The sequence below is a fragment of the Acidicapsa ligni genome (genome assembly GCF_025685655.1).
In the GTDB taxonomy this organism is placed as follows: Bacteria; Acidobacteriota; Terriglobia; order Terriglobales; family Acidobacteriaceae; genus Acidicapsa; species Acidicapsa ligni.
In genome coordinates, this window is the sequence record NZ_JAGSYG010000003.1 from 885,447 (window position 1) to 903,292 (window position 17,846).

The window sequence follows — 17,846 nt, forward strand, 5'->3', positions numbered from 1 at the left end:
CTCTACTGCGTTGATCGAACTTGCGATGCTGGCAAGCCCTATCAAAACTTTGGCGAGGATTGTGCCACCATTCTTAGATATTCGTCAAGTCCTAATAGTTATGTGGACCAATTTGTAGACGGAGCCGGGGTCTGAGTGGCGACTTGCTGAACTTGTAGACTCTAACCAGGCGCATGCCAGCATTGAGTTACTGGAGCATTCATGACGAAACAATTGTGGGCCAGCATAGTGATGATTTCCGTTATCTGCATGTTTGTAACCGCATGCCCGGGCACGGATATGTATGACGTCGTGGTGTACGGCGGAACGTCTGCTGGCATTACTGCGGCTATCCAGGCGGCGCGATTGGGTAAGAGGGTCGTGTTGATTGATCCGTCTGAGCATCTGGGCGGTCTCGCTACGAATGGTCTCGGTTTTACTGATGTTGGCAGACCCGAAGTGCTGGGGGGAATGGCTCGCGAATTCTACCACCGAGTCTGGCAGGCTTATCAAAAACCAGAAGCGTGGAAGCAGGATAGTCGCGAGTTCTTTCATACGGTACCGGGCCAGGCTGTTCCTTCAATCGATGACGTGAACCAGGTGCAGTGGTCCTTTGAGCCGCATATTGCCGAGCAGGTTTATAACGAAATGATCCGAGAGGCTGACGTTCTTGTTGTTCGAGGACGGCTGGATCTAAGCAACGGAGTAGACAAGAACGGTACACATATCATCGGCATACGAATGGAAGATGGACGAACGTTTCACGGAAGAATCTATATTGATTCGAGTTATGAGGGAGACGTAATGGCCCGTGCAGGGGTCAGTTATACAGTAGGTCGCGAAGCGAATAGTCAGTATGGTGAAACGATCAATGGTATTGAGGCGGCGATGGCACGAGGAAATAATCTGCCACTGGGTATCGACCCGTATGCCACGAAAGGCGATCCAGCAAGTGGCTTGTTGCCCTCCGTCAACAAAAACCCTGGAGGCATAGATGGTAGCGCGGATAAAAAGATACAAGCTTATTGTTATCGGCTATGCATGACGATGGATCACGATAACCGAGTTATAGTTGATAAGCCCGCGGGATATGACGAGCGGGATTACGAGCTATTGATTCGAGCGAGTGAGCATGGTTCAACAACACCGTGGAAACTTAGTTATATTCCGAATCGAAAGCTGGATGCGAATAATAGCTCGGGGGCCTCGTTCGATCTCATCGGGCTTAACTATGCATACCCAGATGGCGATTATGCTACGAGAGCGCAGATCGCGGCAGCCCAGGAAGCCTGGCAACGTGGCGTCATCTATACCATTCAACATAATCCTAGAGTTCCTCAGAGCGTGCGAGAGAAATATGCGCAGTGGGGTCTAGCGAAGGATGAGTTTACCGACAATCACAATTGGCCTCGGCAACTCTATATACGAGAGGCTCGCCGGATGATTGGGCCATTTGTTGAAACAGAGGTGACCTTGCGTAATGATGCAACGGTCAATGATTCGATTGGCATGGGCTCTTACCAGATCGACTCTCACAACACGCAGAGATATGTTGATGCTGCCGGTGAAGTTAGAAACGAAGGAGATGTACAGATAGGTGTGAACGGCCCATATAGAATCTCTTATCGATCGATTACGCCGCGTGCAGGAGAGGCTGCAAATCTGCTTGTCCCCGTGTGTCTTTCCGCTTCGCATGTTGCTTATGGCTCGTTGCGGCTTGAACCTGTGTTCATGATTGTGGGCCAGTCTGCGGGGACTGCGGCTTCAATCGCAATTGATCGTGGCGTAGCAGTACAGGATGTTCCCTATGATGTGCTACGAGCGCAGTTATTACAGGAGCATCAAACTCTCTCCATGTCTGGTAAGTAATTGCCACGACATTTATATCTGCCTAGAAGAAACATTTGAGCGTAGCGTGGAAGTCAATAAGCGCAAGGGTAAAATCAAACGGATACAAATTCGTATGTAAGAATCGTGTCGATGCACATTGCGTCGAGCACAGAGACGCTTCATTGCAATCTCGTTGTGGCTAACAGAAATTGCACCGATTCAAGTATTTTCTCCTGACAGCCGTGGCTCTCTGCCGTGATAATGGAATCAACATAGCAAAGGGGCGTTATAAAGTTGACAATGAAAAAGTTCAGCCGCCGTGAAGCATTTCATTTGGCAGCGATTGGTGCAGCTTCCGCAGTCAGTTTCAATACAGTGCTGCCTTTAGCCGCGGAGGAAGAAGGCGCCCGGGCCGTTAGCCACAAGGCAGTTTCTTCATTTGAAGAATTACCGATTGGGAGTGTGCGCCCTGACGGTTGGTTAGAGCAACAGTTGCAACGGCAAGCCGATGGCATTACCGGCCACCTGCAACATCTCTATGCACCTTTCACCGGTAACGCCTGGGTTGCAGATGAACAGGCTGCAGATGCGGATTGGGTTCCGTGGGAGGTGCGTGCTTATTGGTGCGATGGCGCGCTGCGATGCGGATTGCTTTTGCAGCAGGACACCCTCATAGAGCAGGCATCGCGGCTCGTGAAATACACTTTTGCTAACCCGCAGCGCGATGGATATCTTGGACCTGCGTTTCTGAAGGCCTCGGGCGACTATCATCGCTGGCCACATAATGTCTTCTTTCGAGCGGCTATGGCGTGGCATGATTCCTCCAATGATCCTGCTATTGTCGAAGGCCTGCACCGTCACTACATTGATTCGCCGTTTACTTTTACAGGGCAGCGCAATCAGACCAACATCGAGGCGATGTTGTGGACTTTCGATAGGACGGGAGATCGAAAGCTTCTGGAATTGGCGGAACAGACATGGACCTTGTCTCAAGCGCAATTTGCTCAAATGGAAGACATGCTGGCTCTGACAGAGAAGTCGATGCTCAGTGCAGGACCTGTCATTAATATGCATGGAGTGACTTATGCCGAGCACAGTAAGTTACCGGCATTGCTTTATCGCGCCTCGGGCAAACAACAATATCTTGATTTGGCAATTGCCGCTCAGCAGAAGGTATTCAATCATCATGTACTGGTAGATGGCGGAGCTTCATCGACTGAGTTTTTGTCGACCGTTACGGCGCGGGACGCACATGAGACATGCGATCTGGCGGACTATCCGTGGAGTTGGGGATATCTGATGATGGCTACCGGGGATGGTGCTTACGGCGACAGCATTGAGCGTACGACATTCAACGCTGTTCCCGGAGCGCTACGCAAGGATTGGAAGGCGTTACAGTATTACTCTTCGCCGAATCAATTTCTCTGCACGGCGCACTCAGATCATTTAGGCATCATGAAGGGAACTTCTTATCCTGACATCGCGGAGTTTCGATACATGCAGCGCATGTCGTATCGTCCGTCTCCGGGATATTCCATTGTGTGTTGCCCTGCAAATGTAAATCGAATCCTGCCTAACTACATTGCCCGCATGTGGATGTCGGATGGCGAAGGACATGGCCTCGCGGCAACGTTGTACGGGCCGAGCAAAGTCAAGACTCGTGTTGGTATTCACAAAATTGAAATTGAGATTCACGAAGAAACTCGATATCCCTATTCAGATGAAATTGTTTTTCATCTAAAAGTACCGCAGCCTGTAGAGTTCCCTCTTCATCTGCGTATTCCAGCGTGGTGTAATGCTCCGAAGGTGCTGCTGAATCGCAGTGAGATTGCACTCCCAATCCAGAAGAAGGGTTTTGTCACGTTGCAGCGCGTGTGGCAACCGGGTGATAGCCTCGTCCTGCGACTGCCCATGTCCATCACTACCAGCACATGGCCTGAGGATGGAATCGCGTATGAACGAGGGCCGTTGGTATATGCCTATCCGATTCCGCAGAAGTGGTCCGTAATTCCTGATGAGCAATCGACGCCGCAGTTTCCGGCATGGGATCTCACGCCTGAAGGCAAATGGAATTATGCACTACTACAGCAGAGTGATTCGCAGGCCCCTTCATTCCACGAACAAGTGCCCACTGAAAATGCGGGCGAGTTCGACCCCTGGAGCAATCCAACATCGTCCATATCTGTCGCAGCGCGTGAAGTTGCGCATTGGGAATTGACAAAGTCCAGAGTGAATAACGAAGAGGCGACCTTCACGCCGCGATTGCCTGATCCGATTCAACTCCCCACTGAACTTACAGGCCCAGTGCAGACATTGAAATTAGTTCCGTTTGCGAGCACGGAATTGCGCATCGCGGTCTTTCCTCATTTGAAGACAGACCTGGGAGTTATGCCAGGCGGCAAGACTTCTTCATGAGCTATATGCGCAACTGACTATGGCGGGCGAAATTGAAAAAATACGAATGGGGTGTGTAGGCCAGGAAGTTGCCTCTGGAATGGGATGCTCGGCGTGAAAGTACTTTTTGTAAGCATCGATCCAGTTGGTCGCAATGTCGCGCTGGGCTGTCGAGAGATCCAGCGCGCCAGAGCAAACTAATTGGTGGAGATGCTCCTCCAGTTCGTCTTTTGCATAAGCATTCCATACCGTTGAAGTGTAGGGTTCTGGCCAGAGATTATGGATGTCTTCGGTACCACCTAATCCCGGAGCGATCAGGTAGTCGATCTCATATTCACTCGGGCGCGCACTCGCTATTCCATACTCACGCAGAACCTGCTGCCGCAAGGGCAATGAAACATCGCCGACAACTTGTTCATGCTCCATGGAGCAAACATCCCTGGTCGATACACTGCGCGTTGCTCCGGGTGTCAGTTCACGATTTGGAATGGCACCACGATCAAGCATTGCAACTATTGGAGCCTTCTGATTGGAGTGCCGTAGAACATACACACTGTACGTCGCTGCGACTGATAGAACAGCACAAAGACAGAGCGTAACAGCAATGGGCGAAGTGAGCCGATGGAACCACGGCTGTGTAAGACTCTTATCAATCGTGAGCTCTGCTAATCGAGCGCGTAGCAACGCCTGCGGCCCATCTACTGAAGGTAGCTGTGGGTCGACAGAATGACGGTGGGCTCTCATGAATTCTGTGATGGTATCTTCTATTTCAGCCTGACGTGTGCGACACTCCCAGCAGGTTGCCAAGTGTTTCTTAAGCTCGTTCGCTCGACGATCTGATAGTTCGCCGTCAGCGGCGAGAAGCAGTTCTTCATCCGCAGGGTGATTGTTCTCGTTCCTCATGGATTACCTCCCCTCCGCACGGCCCAGCCGCGCCAGTGAACGGGTCAGTGATATAGATACCGATCCTAATGAGATTCCAAGTATTGCGGCTATCTCCCGATAGCGCAACCCCTCGGCACGCAGGCGAAGGCAGCTTTGGTCCGTGGCTGGAAGAGCATCAACAATTGTCAGCAGATGATGCTGCCTTTGGGCAAATGAGAGGAGTTGCTCCGGATTTGGCGATGGATCGTGATGAGTATCTTCGATGGCATCGTCATAATCCAGTTTGTCGTAGATGCGTTGGTTCACATATCGCTGCTTGAGCGCGAGATTGTGGGCAACTCGAAAGATCCAACCGCGAAGATTTTTCCTCGACCTGTCTAGCTGAAGATGCCGAAACAGCGCAAGAAAGACCTCCTGGGTCACTTCTTCGGCGTCATGCATTGGGATTCCGAACGAGAGCGTATAGCGCAGGACGGGGGCTCGAAGCTGCTCAAAAAGGCCGAGAACCTCACGCTCGATCTCCGTCGGTTTAGCCGAAGAGGACGCGATCGTACTCTCCGGATAAAGTGCCTCGTCGATGGAGTTTGTAAATGACACGCGCTACGCCTACTCTCTATATTCCTTTATTCTCGCTGCTGTTCAAAGATATTGAACTTACTTTGCAAAATAATCCAAGAAAAGCTGAACAGATTGGCAACCGAAGGAATATATCAGTAGAGCAATAGAAAATGAACGGCATATATCACCAGCAATAGTGGCGAATTGCGTTGCTTTCAATCTTGCTCCAGGGACTAACTGTCACTATCTATCGATAAGGGCCATCTCTTCATGAAGAAATTTGCAATTCTGTTTTTGTTCAGCGCCATACCGCTCCTTTGTCAGACGAACCAGGGTGAATTGCGCCTCAGGGTTACCGACCCATCTGGATTGGGCGTGAAAACGAGTGTTCAGATTGTCAGCAGCGCCAATCAATATCGCAATTCGTTGAAGACCAGCAGCGAAGGTGAGTTGGACGTGCAACGTCTGCCATTCGGTATCTATGAGCTTGAGGTTGAGCAGGCTGGCTTCGCTGCAAAATCTATATCTGTGGAGATTCATTCATCGCTGCCGACTACCTTGAAAATTCAGCTAGAGTTGCCGCGCGTAAATGAATCGATCAAGGTCAATGCGGCGAATACCCTTATTGATCCTGACAGGGCGGGTTCGGTGAATCAGATAGGATCACTGGCGATCAGGGATAGGCTTGGTTCCATTCCGGGGCGTGACCTGCAGGACCTGGTTAATTCGCAGCCTGGTTGGCTCTATGAGGGCAATGCGGTGCTGCATCCGCGAGGATCAGAGTACCAGACGCAGTTTGTTATTGATGGCATACCGCTGACAGACGATCGATCGCCCAGCTTCGGACCAGAGATTGAGGCTGACGATGTTCAATCGATGAGTATCTATACTGCCGGAATTCCTGCGGAATACGGACGCAAAATGGGCGGCGTGGTTGAGGTAAATACATTGCAGGATACCCAACCAGGATTTCACGGACAGGTGGTTCTCTCCGGCGGTAGCTTCGCTTCGGGCGGTTCTTTTGCGAAAGGCCAGTATGCCTGGGGTAAGAATACGATTGGCGGGAGCTCAAGTGGAAGCATGACGGATCACTACCTGAATCCAGTCGTCCCACAGAATTACTCCAACACCGGAACTTTGGGCGACTTCTCTTTGAATTACCGTCGTGTATTCACGCCTGACGACAAGCTCAGTATGAGCGTACGTCATGAGATTTCGCGTTACGATATTCCGAATGAACTTGTGCAGCAGGCAGCGGGTCAGCGCCAGAATGCCGACAACATCGAGACGATGGGTGTCGCCTCGTATCAGCATATCTTCTCTGCAAATGCTACTGGAGATGTGGCAGGAATGGTGCGTGACAATGCCAATGACTTCTACTCCAACCCGGAATCCACACCTGTCGAAGTCTTTCAGCACAATTCCTTTCGTGAGGGTTATTTCAGGGCAAACTTCACTCTCAACCGCGGGCACCAGGAATTGAAAGCTGGCGTTGAAAGCGACAACATGTTCCTGCATGAAAACACCAGCTACACAATCACCAGTTCGGATGACGATGATGACGACTCGCGACCGGCGCGTGCAAGGCGAACTCGCTTGAGACCGGCGGATAATAACGGTTCAAACACTTTCTCTTTTCAGGACCAGCGCCCCGATCTGGAGCAGGCTGTCTTTGTGCAGGATCTAATCAAGCTACATAATTGGACTATCGCCGCAGGCCTGCGATGGGATCACTATCAACTGATATTGAACAAACAAGCGGTACAGCCACGCTTTTCGATCTCACGTTACTTACCTTCCATAAACACGGTGTTTCATTTCTCTTACGATCGCGTCTTTCAGACACCCTCGTTTGAAAACATTCTGCTCTCGAGTTCGACTGCGGTTGAATCCATCGACCCTGGCGATTTTTTGCGCCTTCCAGTTAAGCCATCGCAGGGCGACTATTACGAAGGTGGGCTGACTACGGTCTTTGCGCGCCATCTTAAACTGGATGCCAACTACTTCCGCCGCTTCGTTAATGATTACGCTGACGATGATCAGATCGATAACACGACCATCAGCTTTCCGATATCTTTCCGCAAAGCGATCATCTACGGTGCAGAGGGCAAGATCGAGGTTCCCGACTGGCATCATTTTTCGGGCTTCGTAAGCTACTCGTATGAGGTCGGTAATGTTTGGAACCCAGTCACGGGTGGTCTATTTCTTGGCGACGATGCAGATGCTGCGGCAGCAGCCCTGACTGGCCACTTCCCAGATTCGCAGGACCAACGCAATACTGTACGTGGCCGCGCACGCTATCAGGTCATCCCTCGCCTCTGGGTTGCCGGCGGAGTGCAATACGATACTGGCCTTCCCTTTGAATTCGACGGAGATCGGGACCAGGCGCTCGCGCAATACGGGCCGCAAATCATCGATCGGATCAATTTCGATCGTGGCCGCATCGATCCTTCATTTCAGTTCAATGCATCAGCAGGAGCTGACCTGTACAAGTCCGACCGCATCAATACGCGGTTCCAGATTGATGGGCAGAACCTGACAGATGTTCTGGATGTAATTGATTTCGGAGGCCTCTTCTCTGGCAACGCCATCGGGCCGTCGAGGAGTTTCTCCCTGCGACTTACAACTATTTTCTAATAGTTATACTCGCGTTCTAGGGGTTATGACACAAGTTAGCCCTGCTGCGATAGCAGGGCTAACTTTCTTAAAGTGAATATCCAATTTTCTCAGTGCTTATCAAACCTGCGGAAACCCCAGATCTACTTTGCTTGATGCTGGATCAGGCCATCTGCTTGTCACTACTTTGGAGCGAGTGTAGAACTGCACACCTTCTGGTCCATACATATGTAAATCGCCAAAGAGCGAAGACTTCCATCCTCCAAAGCTGTAATAGGAAACCGGCACGGGGATAGGCACGTTGATGCCCACCATTCCCACCTCAACATCAAACTGGAACTGTCGCGCTGCTCCACCATTCTGCGTAAAGATAGCCGTCCCATTTCCAAAGGGATTGTCATTGATCAACTGTAGAGCTTCGGCATAGCTATTCACGCGTACAACGCTCAGCACGGGTCCAAAGATTTCATGATCGTAGCACTGCATGCCCGGCCTGGCATTGTCGATCAGGGATGGTCCTAGAAAATAACCATCATGCTTCATCGCGGGATCGAGTCTTCCATCAATGGGCAGGGTTGCTCCCTCTGCAATGGCACTATCGAGATATGAGGCAACCCGATCGCGATGTTCACGCGAGATCAATGGTCCCATTTCGTTGGTGATATCTGAACCGGGACCGACCTTGATTTTTGCTACTCGCTCACGAATTGCCTCGATCAGTGGATCCGCAACGCTGCCCACAGCAAGCACGACGGAGATGGCCATGCATCGTTCACCGGCCGCACCATAACCTGCAGAGACTGCGGCATCTGCCGTCATGGAGATGTCCGCATCAGGCAGCACGAGCATATGATTTTTTGCGCCTCCGAGGGCTTGGACGCGCTTACCATTGCGAGTTGCCGTCTCATAGATGTATCGCGCTACGGGAGTTGATCCTACGAAGCTGATCGCTTTTACGTCGGGATGTTCAAGCAAGCGACTCACGGCAACTTTATCACCCTGGATAAGATTCAACACTCCGTCTGGAACGCCTGCTTCCTTTGCTAACGCGGAGATGAGAATGCTCGCCGAAGGTACCTTTTCAGAGGGCTTGAGCAGGAATGTATTGCCACATGCAATTGCGTTGGAGAGCATCCACAAAGGGACCATTGCAGGAAAGTTGAAAGGAGTAATTCCAGCAACGACTCCAAGAGGCTGCTTAATTTGATAGATATCTACGCCGCGACTCACCTGTTCCGAATAGCCACCTTTGAGCAGATTCGGAATACCGCATGCGAACTCTACATTTTCCAAACCGCGTGCCACTTCGCCGAGAGCATCGGCAATCGTCTTACCGTTTTCAAGACTGATGATCTCGGCCAGTCGTTGGCGATTATCGACGATGAGACTACGTAGTCTAAACATGATTTCGGCTCGTCGGGAGAGTGGAGTGGCTCGCCACTCAACGGATGCTGCCTTGGCTGCTGCGACGGCCTCGTCAACTTCACCTGCCGAGGCAAAACTGACCTCGGCAACCCTCTGTCCAGTTGCAGGATTCGTGACCACACCGCTTCGCCCAGACGAGGATGCGACGGATTTTCCATTGATCCAGTGAGTTATAACCTGCGGAGCAACTACCTCTGTAACGCTCATATCAACTCAGCCTTTCTGTTCAACTTTTCTGTCACTCTGTACGAATCCACGCTATTACTTTTGAAGCGAGACGATCGAATGCCTCCACTGCAAGCTCGAGATAATCTTCACGGGAGTCTTCGATCTTGTTATGACTGATTCCTTTGAGCGATTGCACAAACATCATCACAGTCGGGATGCCGGCACGCGAAACTTCTGCGGCATCATGCAACGGTCCGGATGGCATGCGATAGGGCACTTTTTCTGATCCATCAAGTACCTCCTGAATCGCCTCATCACAGAGCCCGATCAGTGATGGGTGGAAGGGTTCAGGCGCGATGTTCCAGATGCGCGACCACTCAACAGAACATCCTTCTTCTTCGGCAAAACGCTTACTCATCTCCTGCGCTTCACGATACATCTGTGCAAGCACATTTGCATCGAGATCTCTTTGATCGAGCGTACATTCGCAGCGTCCAACAACTGCTGTTACTATTCCCGGAAACGTCTTGACGCTGCCTATGGTGCATACCGCATCCGGATGCTTCAGAGCTATGCCACGAATCGCAAGGGCCAGCTTGGCTGCTGCTGCCAGAGCATCGCGGCGTGCGGCCATCGGCGTTGAGCCAGAGTGCGCCTCTTGTCCATGAAAGGTAATAGCATGACGCTCAACGCCCTTGGTTCCGGTAACAGCGGCTAGCGGCAGGTCAATGCTCTCCAGCACGGGACCTTGTTCAATGTGTAGTTCTATATAAGCAGATGCGTTCTTCTGCTCCAGTTGTGCTTCGCCGATGGAGTCAATCTTAACCCCACACTCAAATAGCGCATCTTCAAGCTGAATGCAGTTGGCATCTGTTCGACTTCGATCTGCCTCTATCGTTTGAGTACCTGCGAAAGCAGATGATCCAAAGAGACTACGACCAAAGCGCGCTCCCTCTTCATCGGCCCAATCAACGAGACGAATCGTTATTGGCGGTCTTTCTCCATACTCCAGCACGATGCGTCGTAACACTGCCAGCGCTGCGACGACTCCGAGGCAACCATCGAGCCATCCACCATTGGGAACAGAGTCAAGATGGCTGCCGAGGATCAACGTCTTTTCTGATTCTCCGCGTAGCGTTGTCCAACTATTCCCTGCTGCATCCAGATGATGCTCCACCGGCATGCCCTGTAACTTGCTTTGAAACCACTCTCGCGCAGTAATCCACATAGGGGACCATGCAACACGTTGCGCTCCATGTTCATTCGCAGTAAGAGCGCGTAATTCTTTTAGCTCGGCTATAGCCATCCTGGCATCAACAGGCATCAGCGACCTCATGCTTCTGATATTGTGGCTCGCGGCGCAAAAACAATCCACGTCCTTGATCGCCAATGAATACGCCGTCGCGCACCTGCACCTTGCCGCGTACCATCACTACGGATGGTCGCCCTTCAATGGCGAATCCTTCAAAGCCGCAGTAGTCGTTATTTGTATGTTGTTTAGCTGCTGTGAGTATGCCGCGATATTCCTGGTCATAGATAACCAGGTCTGCATCCGAGCCTACGGCTATGGTGCCTTTCCTTGGGAACAATCCAAATAACTTCGCAGGTTGGGTGCTAAGTGCATCTACAAAACGATGGATGTTCAATCGCCCACGGTTAACACCATACGTATACATCAGGTTTATACGTTCTTCAATGCCGGGAATGCCATTCGGTATCTGAGTAAAATCATTTGCACCCAGGAGCTTTTGGCCTGTATCGAAAGGGCAATGATCTGTACCCACTGTGTCTATCAATCGGGTCTCAAGTGAGCTCCATAGTACTTGCTGATTGCTCTTGTCGCGTAGAGGCGGAGACATGACATGCTTCATTCCCTCGACTCCTGGAAGCTCAGCATAACTTTTATCGAGTAGAAAATGTGGCACGACTGATTCGACATACAGTTTTACTCCACGCAGCTTTGCCTCGACTGCTGCGTGAAGCGCGGGCGCACATGAGAGGTGCACGACATAGCCGGTCGCGCCTGTTTGCTCGACGAAGGTTGCAAAGCGACTCGTCCCCTCGGCCTCAATTGCTTCAGGACGGCTCGGCTCATGCCACTCAGGGCCTGTCTTACCTGCTGCGAGCAACGCATGCTGCATCTGACTTACTAGCTCTGAGTTTTCGCAATGAGCAGTGGTAATCACACCAAGTTCTGCAGCAAGCTTGAGAACACGAAACATCTCATTGTCATCGACGCCGAAGAAGCCTTTATAAGAAAGAAAGATCTTGAATGACGCTGTTCCATCCTTCACAATCTCACGTAGTTGAGCTTCTGTGCCAGCGTCGTAATGGGTGACACCCATGTGAAATGCATAGTCGCAGGCTGAAGTGCCCTCTGCTTTCTGCTTCCATTTGTGGTAGCCCTCAAGCGCATCTTCTCCACGCGAGGGACAGACCATCTCGATAAAGGTTGTAGTTCCTCCAATCAGTGCAGCCACACTTGCCGTCGCATGTGTGTCTTTGGCAAACGTGGCCATGAAGGGAAGATGGATGTGCACGTGAGGATCTATAAATCCGGGAAAGATCAGCTTTCCATTGGCGTCGATAACTTCCGTTTCGGCAGGCACCTGAAGGTCAAGACCAATGCTGGTGATGGTCTCGTTTGCAATATAGATATCCGCATGGCAGCGAGCATCCGCTGTAACAATCTCGCCATCCTTGATCAGCAATCCCATTGAAGACTTCTCCTGCTGCATCTCTGCGCAATTGCGTTACAGGCTTTTCTAATGGATATGTATCCCTACCTGCTCGCGATATTTTTTCATCTCTTCCCAATCCTCGGTGACCGCCGAGTTCTGTTGTGAGATCTCACTCCATGTCACCGACTCCCGTCCAGAAGGCAGTTCCACCATTTCGATGCAATCATCCACTGGGCACACGTTATAGCAAAGCCTGCAACCGACGCAATCCTCATCTCGCACTACAGGTTGCGGCCGTGTATGGATGGCATCCTGTTTGCCGTTAGAGCGAACATCATACGCCATTGGAGCAGCGATTTCACCGTTGGGCGAGACAAGGTCGATGCACTGATGGGCGCTGTCATTGCAGGCGACATAGCATAGATTGCACTTGATGCACTTGTCATGATCAATACGGGCGACTGCACGATAAGACAGGTCTAGATCCTTGAATTCTGAAACTCGATTGAGACTTTTACCGGTCACATCCGCAATGGTCGCGAAGCCCTTTGCATCCATCCAGTTCGAGAGGCCATCACAAAGATCCTCTATCAGGCGATAACCGTAATGCATCACTGCGGTACACACTTGCAGGCTTGACGCGCCCAACAATAGGAACTGTGCTGCGTCCTGCCAGGTCGTAATACCGCCCATGCCAGAGATGGGCAGGCCTGAGTTTGCAACGATCTCATCCGTGCACAGCGAAGCCAGCATATTCAATGCTATTGGTTTCACTGCCGGACCGGCGTATCCGCCGTGACCGCCCTTGGCTCCAATACTTGGAGTAAGTTCGAGGGTCTCAAGATCAACACCAACAATCGAATTGATGGTGTTAATTAGCGAGAGCGCATTTGCTCCGGCAGCTACTCCTGCTCGTGCAGGAAGCACAATGTTAGTAATGTTAGGCGTAAGCTTCATGATCACAGGGATCGATGCGACCTCCATCACCCAACGCGTGATCTGTTCGCAATACTCGGGCACCTGCCCAATTGCGGAGCCCATTCCTCGCTCGCTCATTCCGTGTGGGCAGCCGTAGTTGAGTTCGATGCCGTCCGCGCCTGTATCTTCTATCTGACGGACGATATCATGCCATGCCTCAGGCTTTGACTCAACCATCGCGGATACGATTACGGCACGATCTGGCCATGTGCGTTTGAGCTCTGTTATTTCACGCAGGTTGATCTCGATGGGCCGGTCGGAGATGAGTTCTATGTTGTTGATTGCGAGCATGCGTTGGCGGCCATAATGCCATGCGCCATAGCGATTGGAAACATTCAATACTGGCGCCCCGATTGTCTTCCAAACCGCGCCACCCCAGCCTGCTTCAAAGGCTCGATGAATCTGCGCGCCTGAGTTAGTCGGCGGCGCCGATGCAAGCCAAAATGGGTTCGGTGATTTGATGCCAGCAAAGTCGATGCGAAGATCTGCCATGCTAATTTACCTCTGCAGAAACAGGCTGCTGCGTGAACTGCTGATGGATCTCCTGTGCTGCGAGCTTGCCGTCCTGCACGGCCATCACTGTAGATGCAGCACCTGTTGTGCGAATGCAATCTCCGATGGCATAAACATTCGTGATACTTGTTTGAAAGCTGTCATCCACAAAGATGAACCCCTTGTGTGTTTTCAGATTCAGTGCGGATTTTGTCTGCCCGACTGCCTTGATAATTTGATCTGCACTCAACATAAATTGCGATCCTTCAACGTATACGGGAGCGGGTCGTCCGGTAGTGTCGATGGGACCAAGTTCCACTCGCATGCATTCCAATCCGACAGCGATACCATCGTGCTGATGCACGCGCGAAGGTTGGGTCAGGAAGCGAAACTCTATTCCTTCTCTGCGTGCGAAATCATACTCATGCTCGTAGCAGGTCATCTGGCGCTCTGTTCGACGGTAAACGATTGTTACTCGCTCGGCACCGAGCCTTTTCGCTATGGTCGCGCAATCGACGGCGGTATTTCCTGCTCCGATCACGATTACATCTCGGCCTACAACCAGCTTCCAATTGGATATCTTGCTGGCCTCAATAAATTCAAGCCCATCGACGATCATTTCTTCGCCGTCGATGCCTAGAGCGGGAGTACGGCCCAGACCGAGGCTCAGTACAACACCGTCATAGTCACTCTTTAACTCGGCCAGTGAAATATCCCGGCCAAACTCAATGCCAGTGATGATTTTCACTCCCATCCCTTCAATCATTCGTACCTCATCGAGGGCGATATCTACTGGCTCACGCAGCGCGATAATTCCATACGTAGAAAGACCGCCTGCGAGACTGCGCTTTTCAAACACTGTAACGGAGTGGCCGTGTTTTGCCAGTTCTCCCGCGCAGGAAAGACCTGCTGGGCCAGCCCCGATAACAGCGATTCGCTTGCCGGTGGGCTCAGCATTCACTCTCGGATAACTTGCTGTGTCGCGGGCATAATCCATCGCATACCGTTGAAGCCTTCCAATGGCAATCGGCTTGTGATCTGAGCCGAGCACGCATGCTCCTTCACATAACTCCTGTACTGGGCAGACGCGCGCACATGTGGCTCCGAGCAGGTTAGATTCAAAGATAGCTTCCGCTGAGCCGCGAAGGTTGTTCGTTGCTATCTTCTTGATGAAGCGCGGTATGTCGATATGGGTAGGACATGCATGGGTGCATGGAGCGTCGTAACAGTAAAGGCATCGGTCCGCTTCAATTGACGCTGCATTTGACGTCAGCGGCGGCAACTGCTCGCCAAGTGCTTCGTCATTTTTTGTACCATTCCCATTCATTCAGAGGCCCCCTGTTCATTGACTCCAACATCCATTCGACTCCTGCTTGCATGTTACAGCGAGATGAATCATTTAAGTTTTTATCCTAGTTCATATCTGTTCTCACTCATCGGCAAAAAATCTATTTACACGCGCTAAGAGACGTTGGGCAACTTAACCAGGATCGCGAATTCCCCTGCCATCCTTGTAATCATCCGAGAATGTAGCGCATGTATACTTTCGACAATAAGCTTACTTCGAGCCCAAGCAATATTACACTTACGCTTTTATCCGAGGAGATAAGTAACAAATGAGAACACGTCGCGACTTTCTGCGTCTGGCCGCCACCGCGGCGAGTACAGCCATAATTCCTGCCAGCATTCGCAAGGCGCTGGCAATTCCCGCACGTCGAGTAACCGGAACAATTCAGGATGTGGAACACGTCGTAATTCTCATGCAGGAGAATCGATCTTTCGATCATTATTTTGGATCTCTACGGGGTGTGCGAGGCTTCAATGACCCACGTCCGGCGCGCCAGCCAAATGGAAAACCAGTCTGGTATCAGCCCGCTGCCAGCGTAAAGACGCATCATTTTCATGATCGCGGTCTTCACCTAGGCGCAGAACATGTGCTGCCTTTTTATATCAATCCAAAGCTTACGACGGAGTTTCAGGCCGGTACCGATCATGGCTGGAGCAGCGGACATCAGGCGTGGAATCGCGGACATCATAATCAGTGGGTCACCCAGAAGCAAGACGTAATGACGATGGGTTATCTGAAGCGTGAGGATGTCGCTTTTCATTACGCGCTGGCGGATGCTTTTACGATTTGCGACGCATACCACTGCTCGGTCCACGCGAACACAGCGCCCAACCGCATCTACTTATGGTCGGGCACGATGGATGCTGCCAATAGCCTCGGAAAGAAAGCAAATGGGCCCGGTTTTGGTGAACGCCCCAAAAAGAATGGCTATACCTGGACAACTTACCCAGAGCGCCTGGAAAAGGCCGGGGTAAGTTGGAAGCTCTACCAGGGCGGCACGGGCGAGCCCGGCACACCGACTGATAATTACACGGATAATTCGCTGGAATTCTTCTCCCAGTATCAGGTCGATGAGGGCGCATCGCCGACCGGCACACTTGTTCAGAAAGGCGTAACAGACCGCAACCTTGCGAAATTTCGCGAAGATGTGGTCGATGGCCATCTTGCACAGGTTTCATGGATTGTGGCCCCATATCAATACTGCGAGCACCCGGAGGCTTCACCTCGTGATGGAGCCTACTTCATCAACCTCATATTGGAAGCACTTACCGCCAACCCCGAGGTGTGGAGCAAGACAGCTTTCATCATCAACTATGACGAGAACGATGGTTTGTTCGATCATATCGTGCCACCGATGCCACCACTGACACGGGAACCAAATACGCAGGGGCTTGTTTCGCCGGACCTGGTCGATGCTCTTTCTGACGAATTCATCGACATGGATAAATTCCCGCATGAGCGCAGGCCGCTGGTTCCAGGAACCGATCCGGGCGGGATGCAACCAATTGGCCTTGGGCCGCGCGTTCCTCTGCTTATCATTTCGCCATGGACTACGGGCGGATGGGTATGTTCGCAGACATTTGACCACACCTCTGTTTTGCAATTCCTTGAGGCTCGCTTCGGGATTCAAGAGCCGAATATCAACAAGTGGCGTCGCTCAATCTGCGGCGATTTGACCTCAGCCTTTGACTTTAGCGGAGCTGGTCACCCAGTAACTGAGAGCTTCCCTGTGCCCGCTGTTTTGGCCTCGCTGCATCAGCCGTATAGTGTGCCGGCGGTACAATCCATGCCGGAGCAAGAGCCTGGCACACGGCCTGCACGGGCTCTGCCGTATGAGTTCTACACGCATTGCCGCATCGATAGTAAGCAGGATAAGCTCTGGATCGATTTTGAAAATACAGGTAAGGCCGGTGCCGCTTTTTATGCACGCAATGGACTTCTTCCTCACGAAGCGCCGCGCCGTTACTCGGTTTCGGCAGCGAACACCATCTCCGATTACTGGCTCCTTTCCGGTAACGACTTGAATCGCAAACCAGGCAAAGAGCCACGAGTCGATCTTGATTACGACATCACGTTGCAGGGTCCGAATGGTTTCCTGAGCCACTTTCAAGGCACTGTCGCTGCACTTAACCAGGCCAATCCAGAGGTCACTATCCGTTATGATCGCGATAGTGGCGAGGTTCGACTTACCTTAGTCAATGCAGGAGCTTTGCCTGCATCGCTCAAGGTTGTCAACACCTATGCAGCTCAGGAGCCCAGCCGTCAGCTTACGATTCAGGCCGGCGCCAAGACTGAGGATCGCTGGTCGCTTGCAGCGAGTTCTGGCTGGTTCGATCTACAAATCACGTCCAATGATTCCGCAACCTTCCTGCGGCGATTTGCTGGCCATATGGAAACAGGACGGCCGAGCACTAGTGATCCAGCAATATATAAGGACGAGGCTTAAACAACATAACCTATCAACATCGAATCAACGACCTGAGATACAAAGG

11 protein-coding genes are annotated in these 17,846 nt (G+C 51.6%); 4 read left to right on the forward strand and 7 right to left on the reverse strand.

Annotation, left to right across the window (positions count from 1 at the left end; genetic code table 11):
- The first annotated feature begins 201 nt into the window (after nt 1–201).
- Together OHL19_RS13970 and OHL19_RS13975 are read left to right on the forward strand one after the other, a co-directional pair.
- The gene (locus OHL19_RS13970) at nt 202–1,848 is read left to right on the forward strand and encodes an FAD-dependent oxidoreductase (RefSeq protein WP_263358311.1); all 1,647 of its coding nucleotides are present in this window, start codon (nt 202–204) and stop codon (nt 1,846–1,848) included.
- A 261-nt stretch (nt 1,849–2,109) separates the two neighbouring features.
- Nucleotides 2,110–4,224 carry a glycoside hydrolase family 127 protein gene (locus OHL19_RS13975; protein ID WP_263358312.1) on the forward strand — a complete coding sequence of 705 codons (2,115 nt, stop codon included), beginning with the start codon at nt 2,110–2,112 and terminating at the stop codon, nt 4,222–4,224.
- On the opposite strand, the gene OHL19_RS13980 is transcribed toward OHL19_RS13975, so the two are convergent.
- Both OHL19_RS13980 and OHL19_RS13985 read right to left on the reverse strand, forming a co-directional pair.
- Entirely contained in the window at nt 4,219–5,106 is an 888-nt protein-coding gene (locus OHL19_RS13980) for an anti-sigma factor family protein (protein ID WP_263358313.1), read from the reverse strand. The genes OHL19_RS13975 and OHL19_RS13980 overlap by 6 nt on opposite strands.
- A 3-nt stretch (nt 5,107–5,109) precedes the next feature.
- The gene (locus OHL19_RS13985; protein WP_263358314.1) at nt 5,110–5,685 is read right to left on the reverse strand and encodes an RNA polymerase sigma factor; all 576 of its coding nucleotides are present in this window, start codon (nt 5,683–5,685) and stop codon (nt 5,110–5,112) included.
- 336 nt (nt 5,686–6,021) lie between these two features.
- On the opposite strand from OHL19_RS13985, the gene OHL19_RS13990 reads away from it, so the two are divergent.
- Nucleotides 6,022–8,283, forward strand: coding sequence for a TonB-dependent receptor (locus OHL19_RS13990; RefSeq protein WP_263358315.1), 2,262 nt, complete (start codon nt 6,022–6,024; stop codon nt 8,281–8,283).
- A 99-nt stretch (nt 8,284–8,382) separates the two neighbouring features.
- Here the strand turns inward: OHL19_RS13990 and OHL19_RS13995 are convergent, their stop codons facing one another.
- From OHL19_RS13995 to OHL19_RS14015, 5 genes are read right to left on the reverse strand one after another with little or no spacing between them, the layout of a single operon-like run.
- Entirely contained in the window at nt 8,383–9,894 is a 1,512-nt protein-coding gene (locus OHL19_RS13995; protein WP_263358316.1) for a CoA-acylating methylmalonate-semialdehyde dehydrogenase, read from the reverse strand.
- A gap of 31 nt (nt 9,895–9,925) precedes the next feature.
- The gene (locus OHL19_RS14000) at nt 9,926–11,179 is read right to left on the reverse strand and encodes a Zn-dependent hydrolase (protein ID WP_263358317.1); all 1,254 of its coding nucleotides are present in this window, start codon (nt 11,177–11,179) and stop codon (nt 9,926–9,928) included.
- On the reverse strand, nt 11,169–12,572 hold the full coding sequence (gene hydA, locus OHL19_RS14005; protein ID WP_263358318.1) for a dihydropyrimidinase: 1,404 nt from the start codon (nt 12,570–12,572) through the stop codon (nt 11,169–11,171). The genes OHL19_RS14000 and hydA overlap by 11 nt, the downstream gene beginning before the upstream one ends.
- 48 nt (nt 12,573–12,620) lie before the next feature.
- Nucleotides 12,621–14,006, reverse strand: coding sequence for an NAD-dependent dihydropyrimidine dehydrogenase subunit PreA (gene preA, locus OHL19_RS14010; RefSeq protein ID WP_263358319.1), 1,386 nt, complete (start codon nt 14,004–14,006; stop codon nt 12,621–12,623).
- Nucleotide 14,007: 1 nt separating this feature from the next.
- Nucleotides 14,008–15,333 (reverse strand): NAD(P)-dependent oxidoreductase, encoded by a 1,326-nt coding sequence (locus OHL19_RS14015; protein WP_263358320.1) that lies wholly within the window; start codon nt 15,331–15,333, stop codon nt 14,008–14,010.
- A gap of 289 nt (nt 15,334–15,622) precedes the next feature.
- Between OHL19_RS14015 and OHL19_RS14020 the strand changes: the two genes are divergently transcribed.
- Nucleotides 15,623–17,800 carry a phosphocholine-specific phospholipase C gene (locus OHL19_RS14020; RefSeq protein ID WP_263358321.1) on the forward strand — a complete coding sequence of 726 codons (2,178 nt, stop codon included), beginning with the start codon at nt 15,623–15,625 and terminating at the stop codon, nt 17,798–17,800.
- Nucleotides 17,801–17,846: the final 46 nt, after the last annotated feature.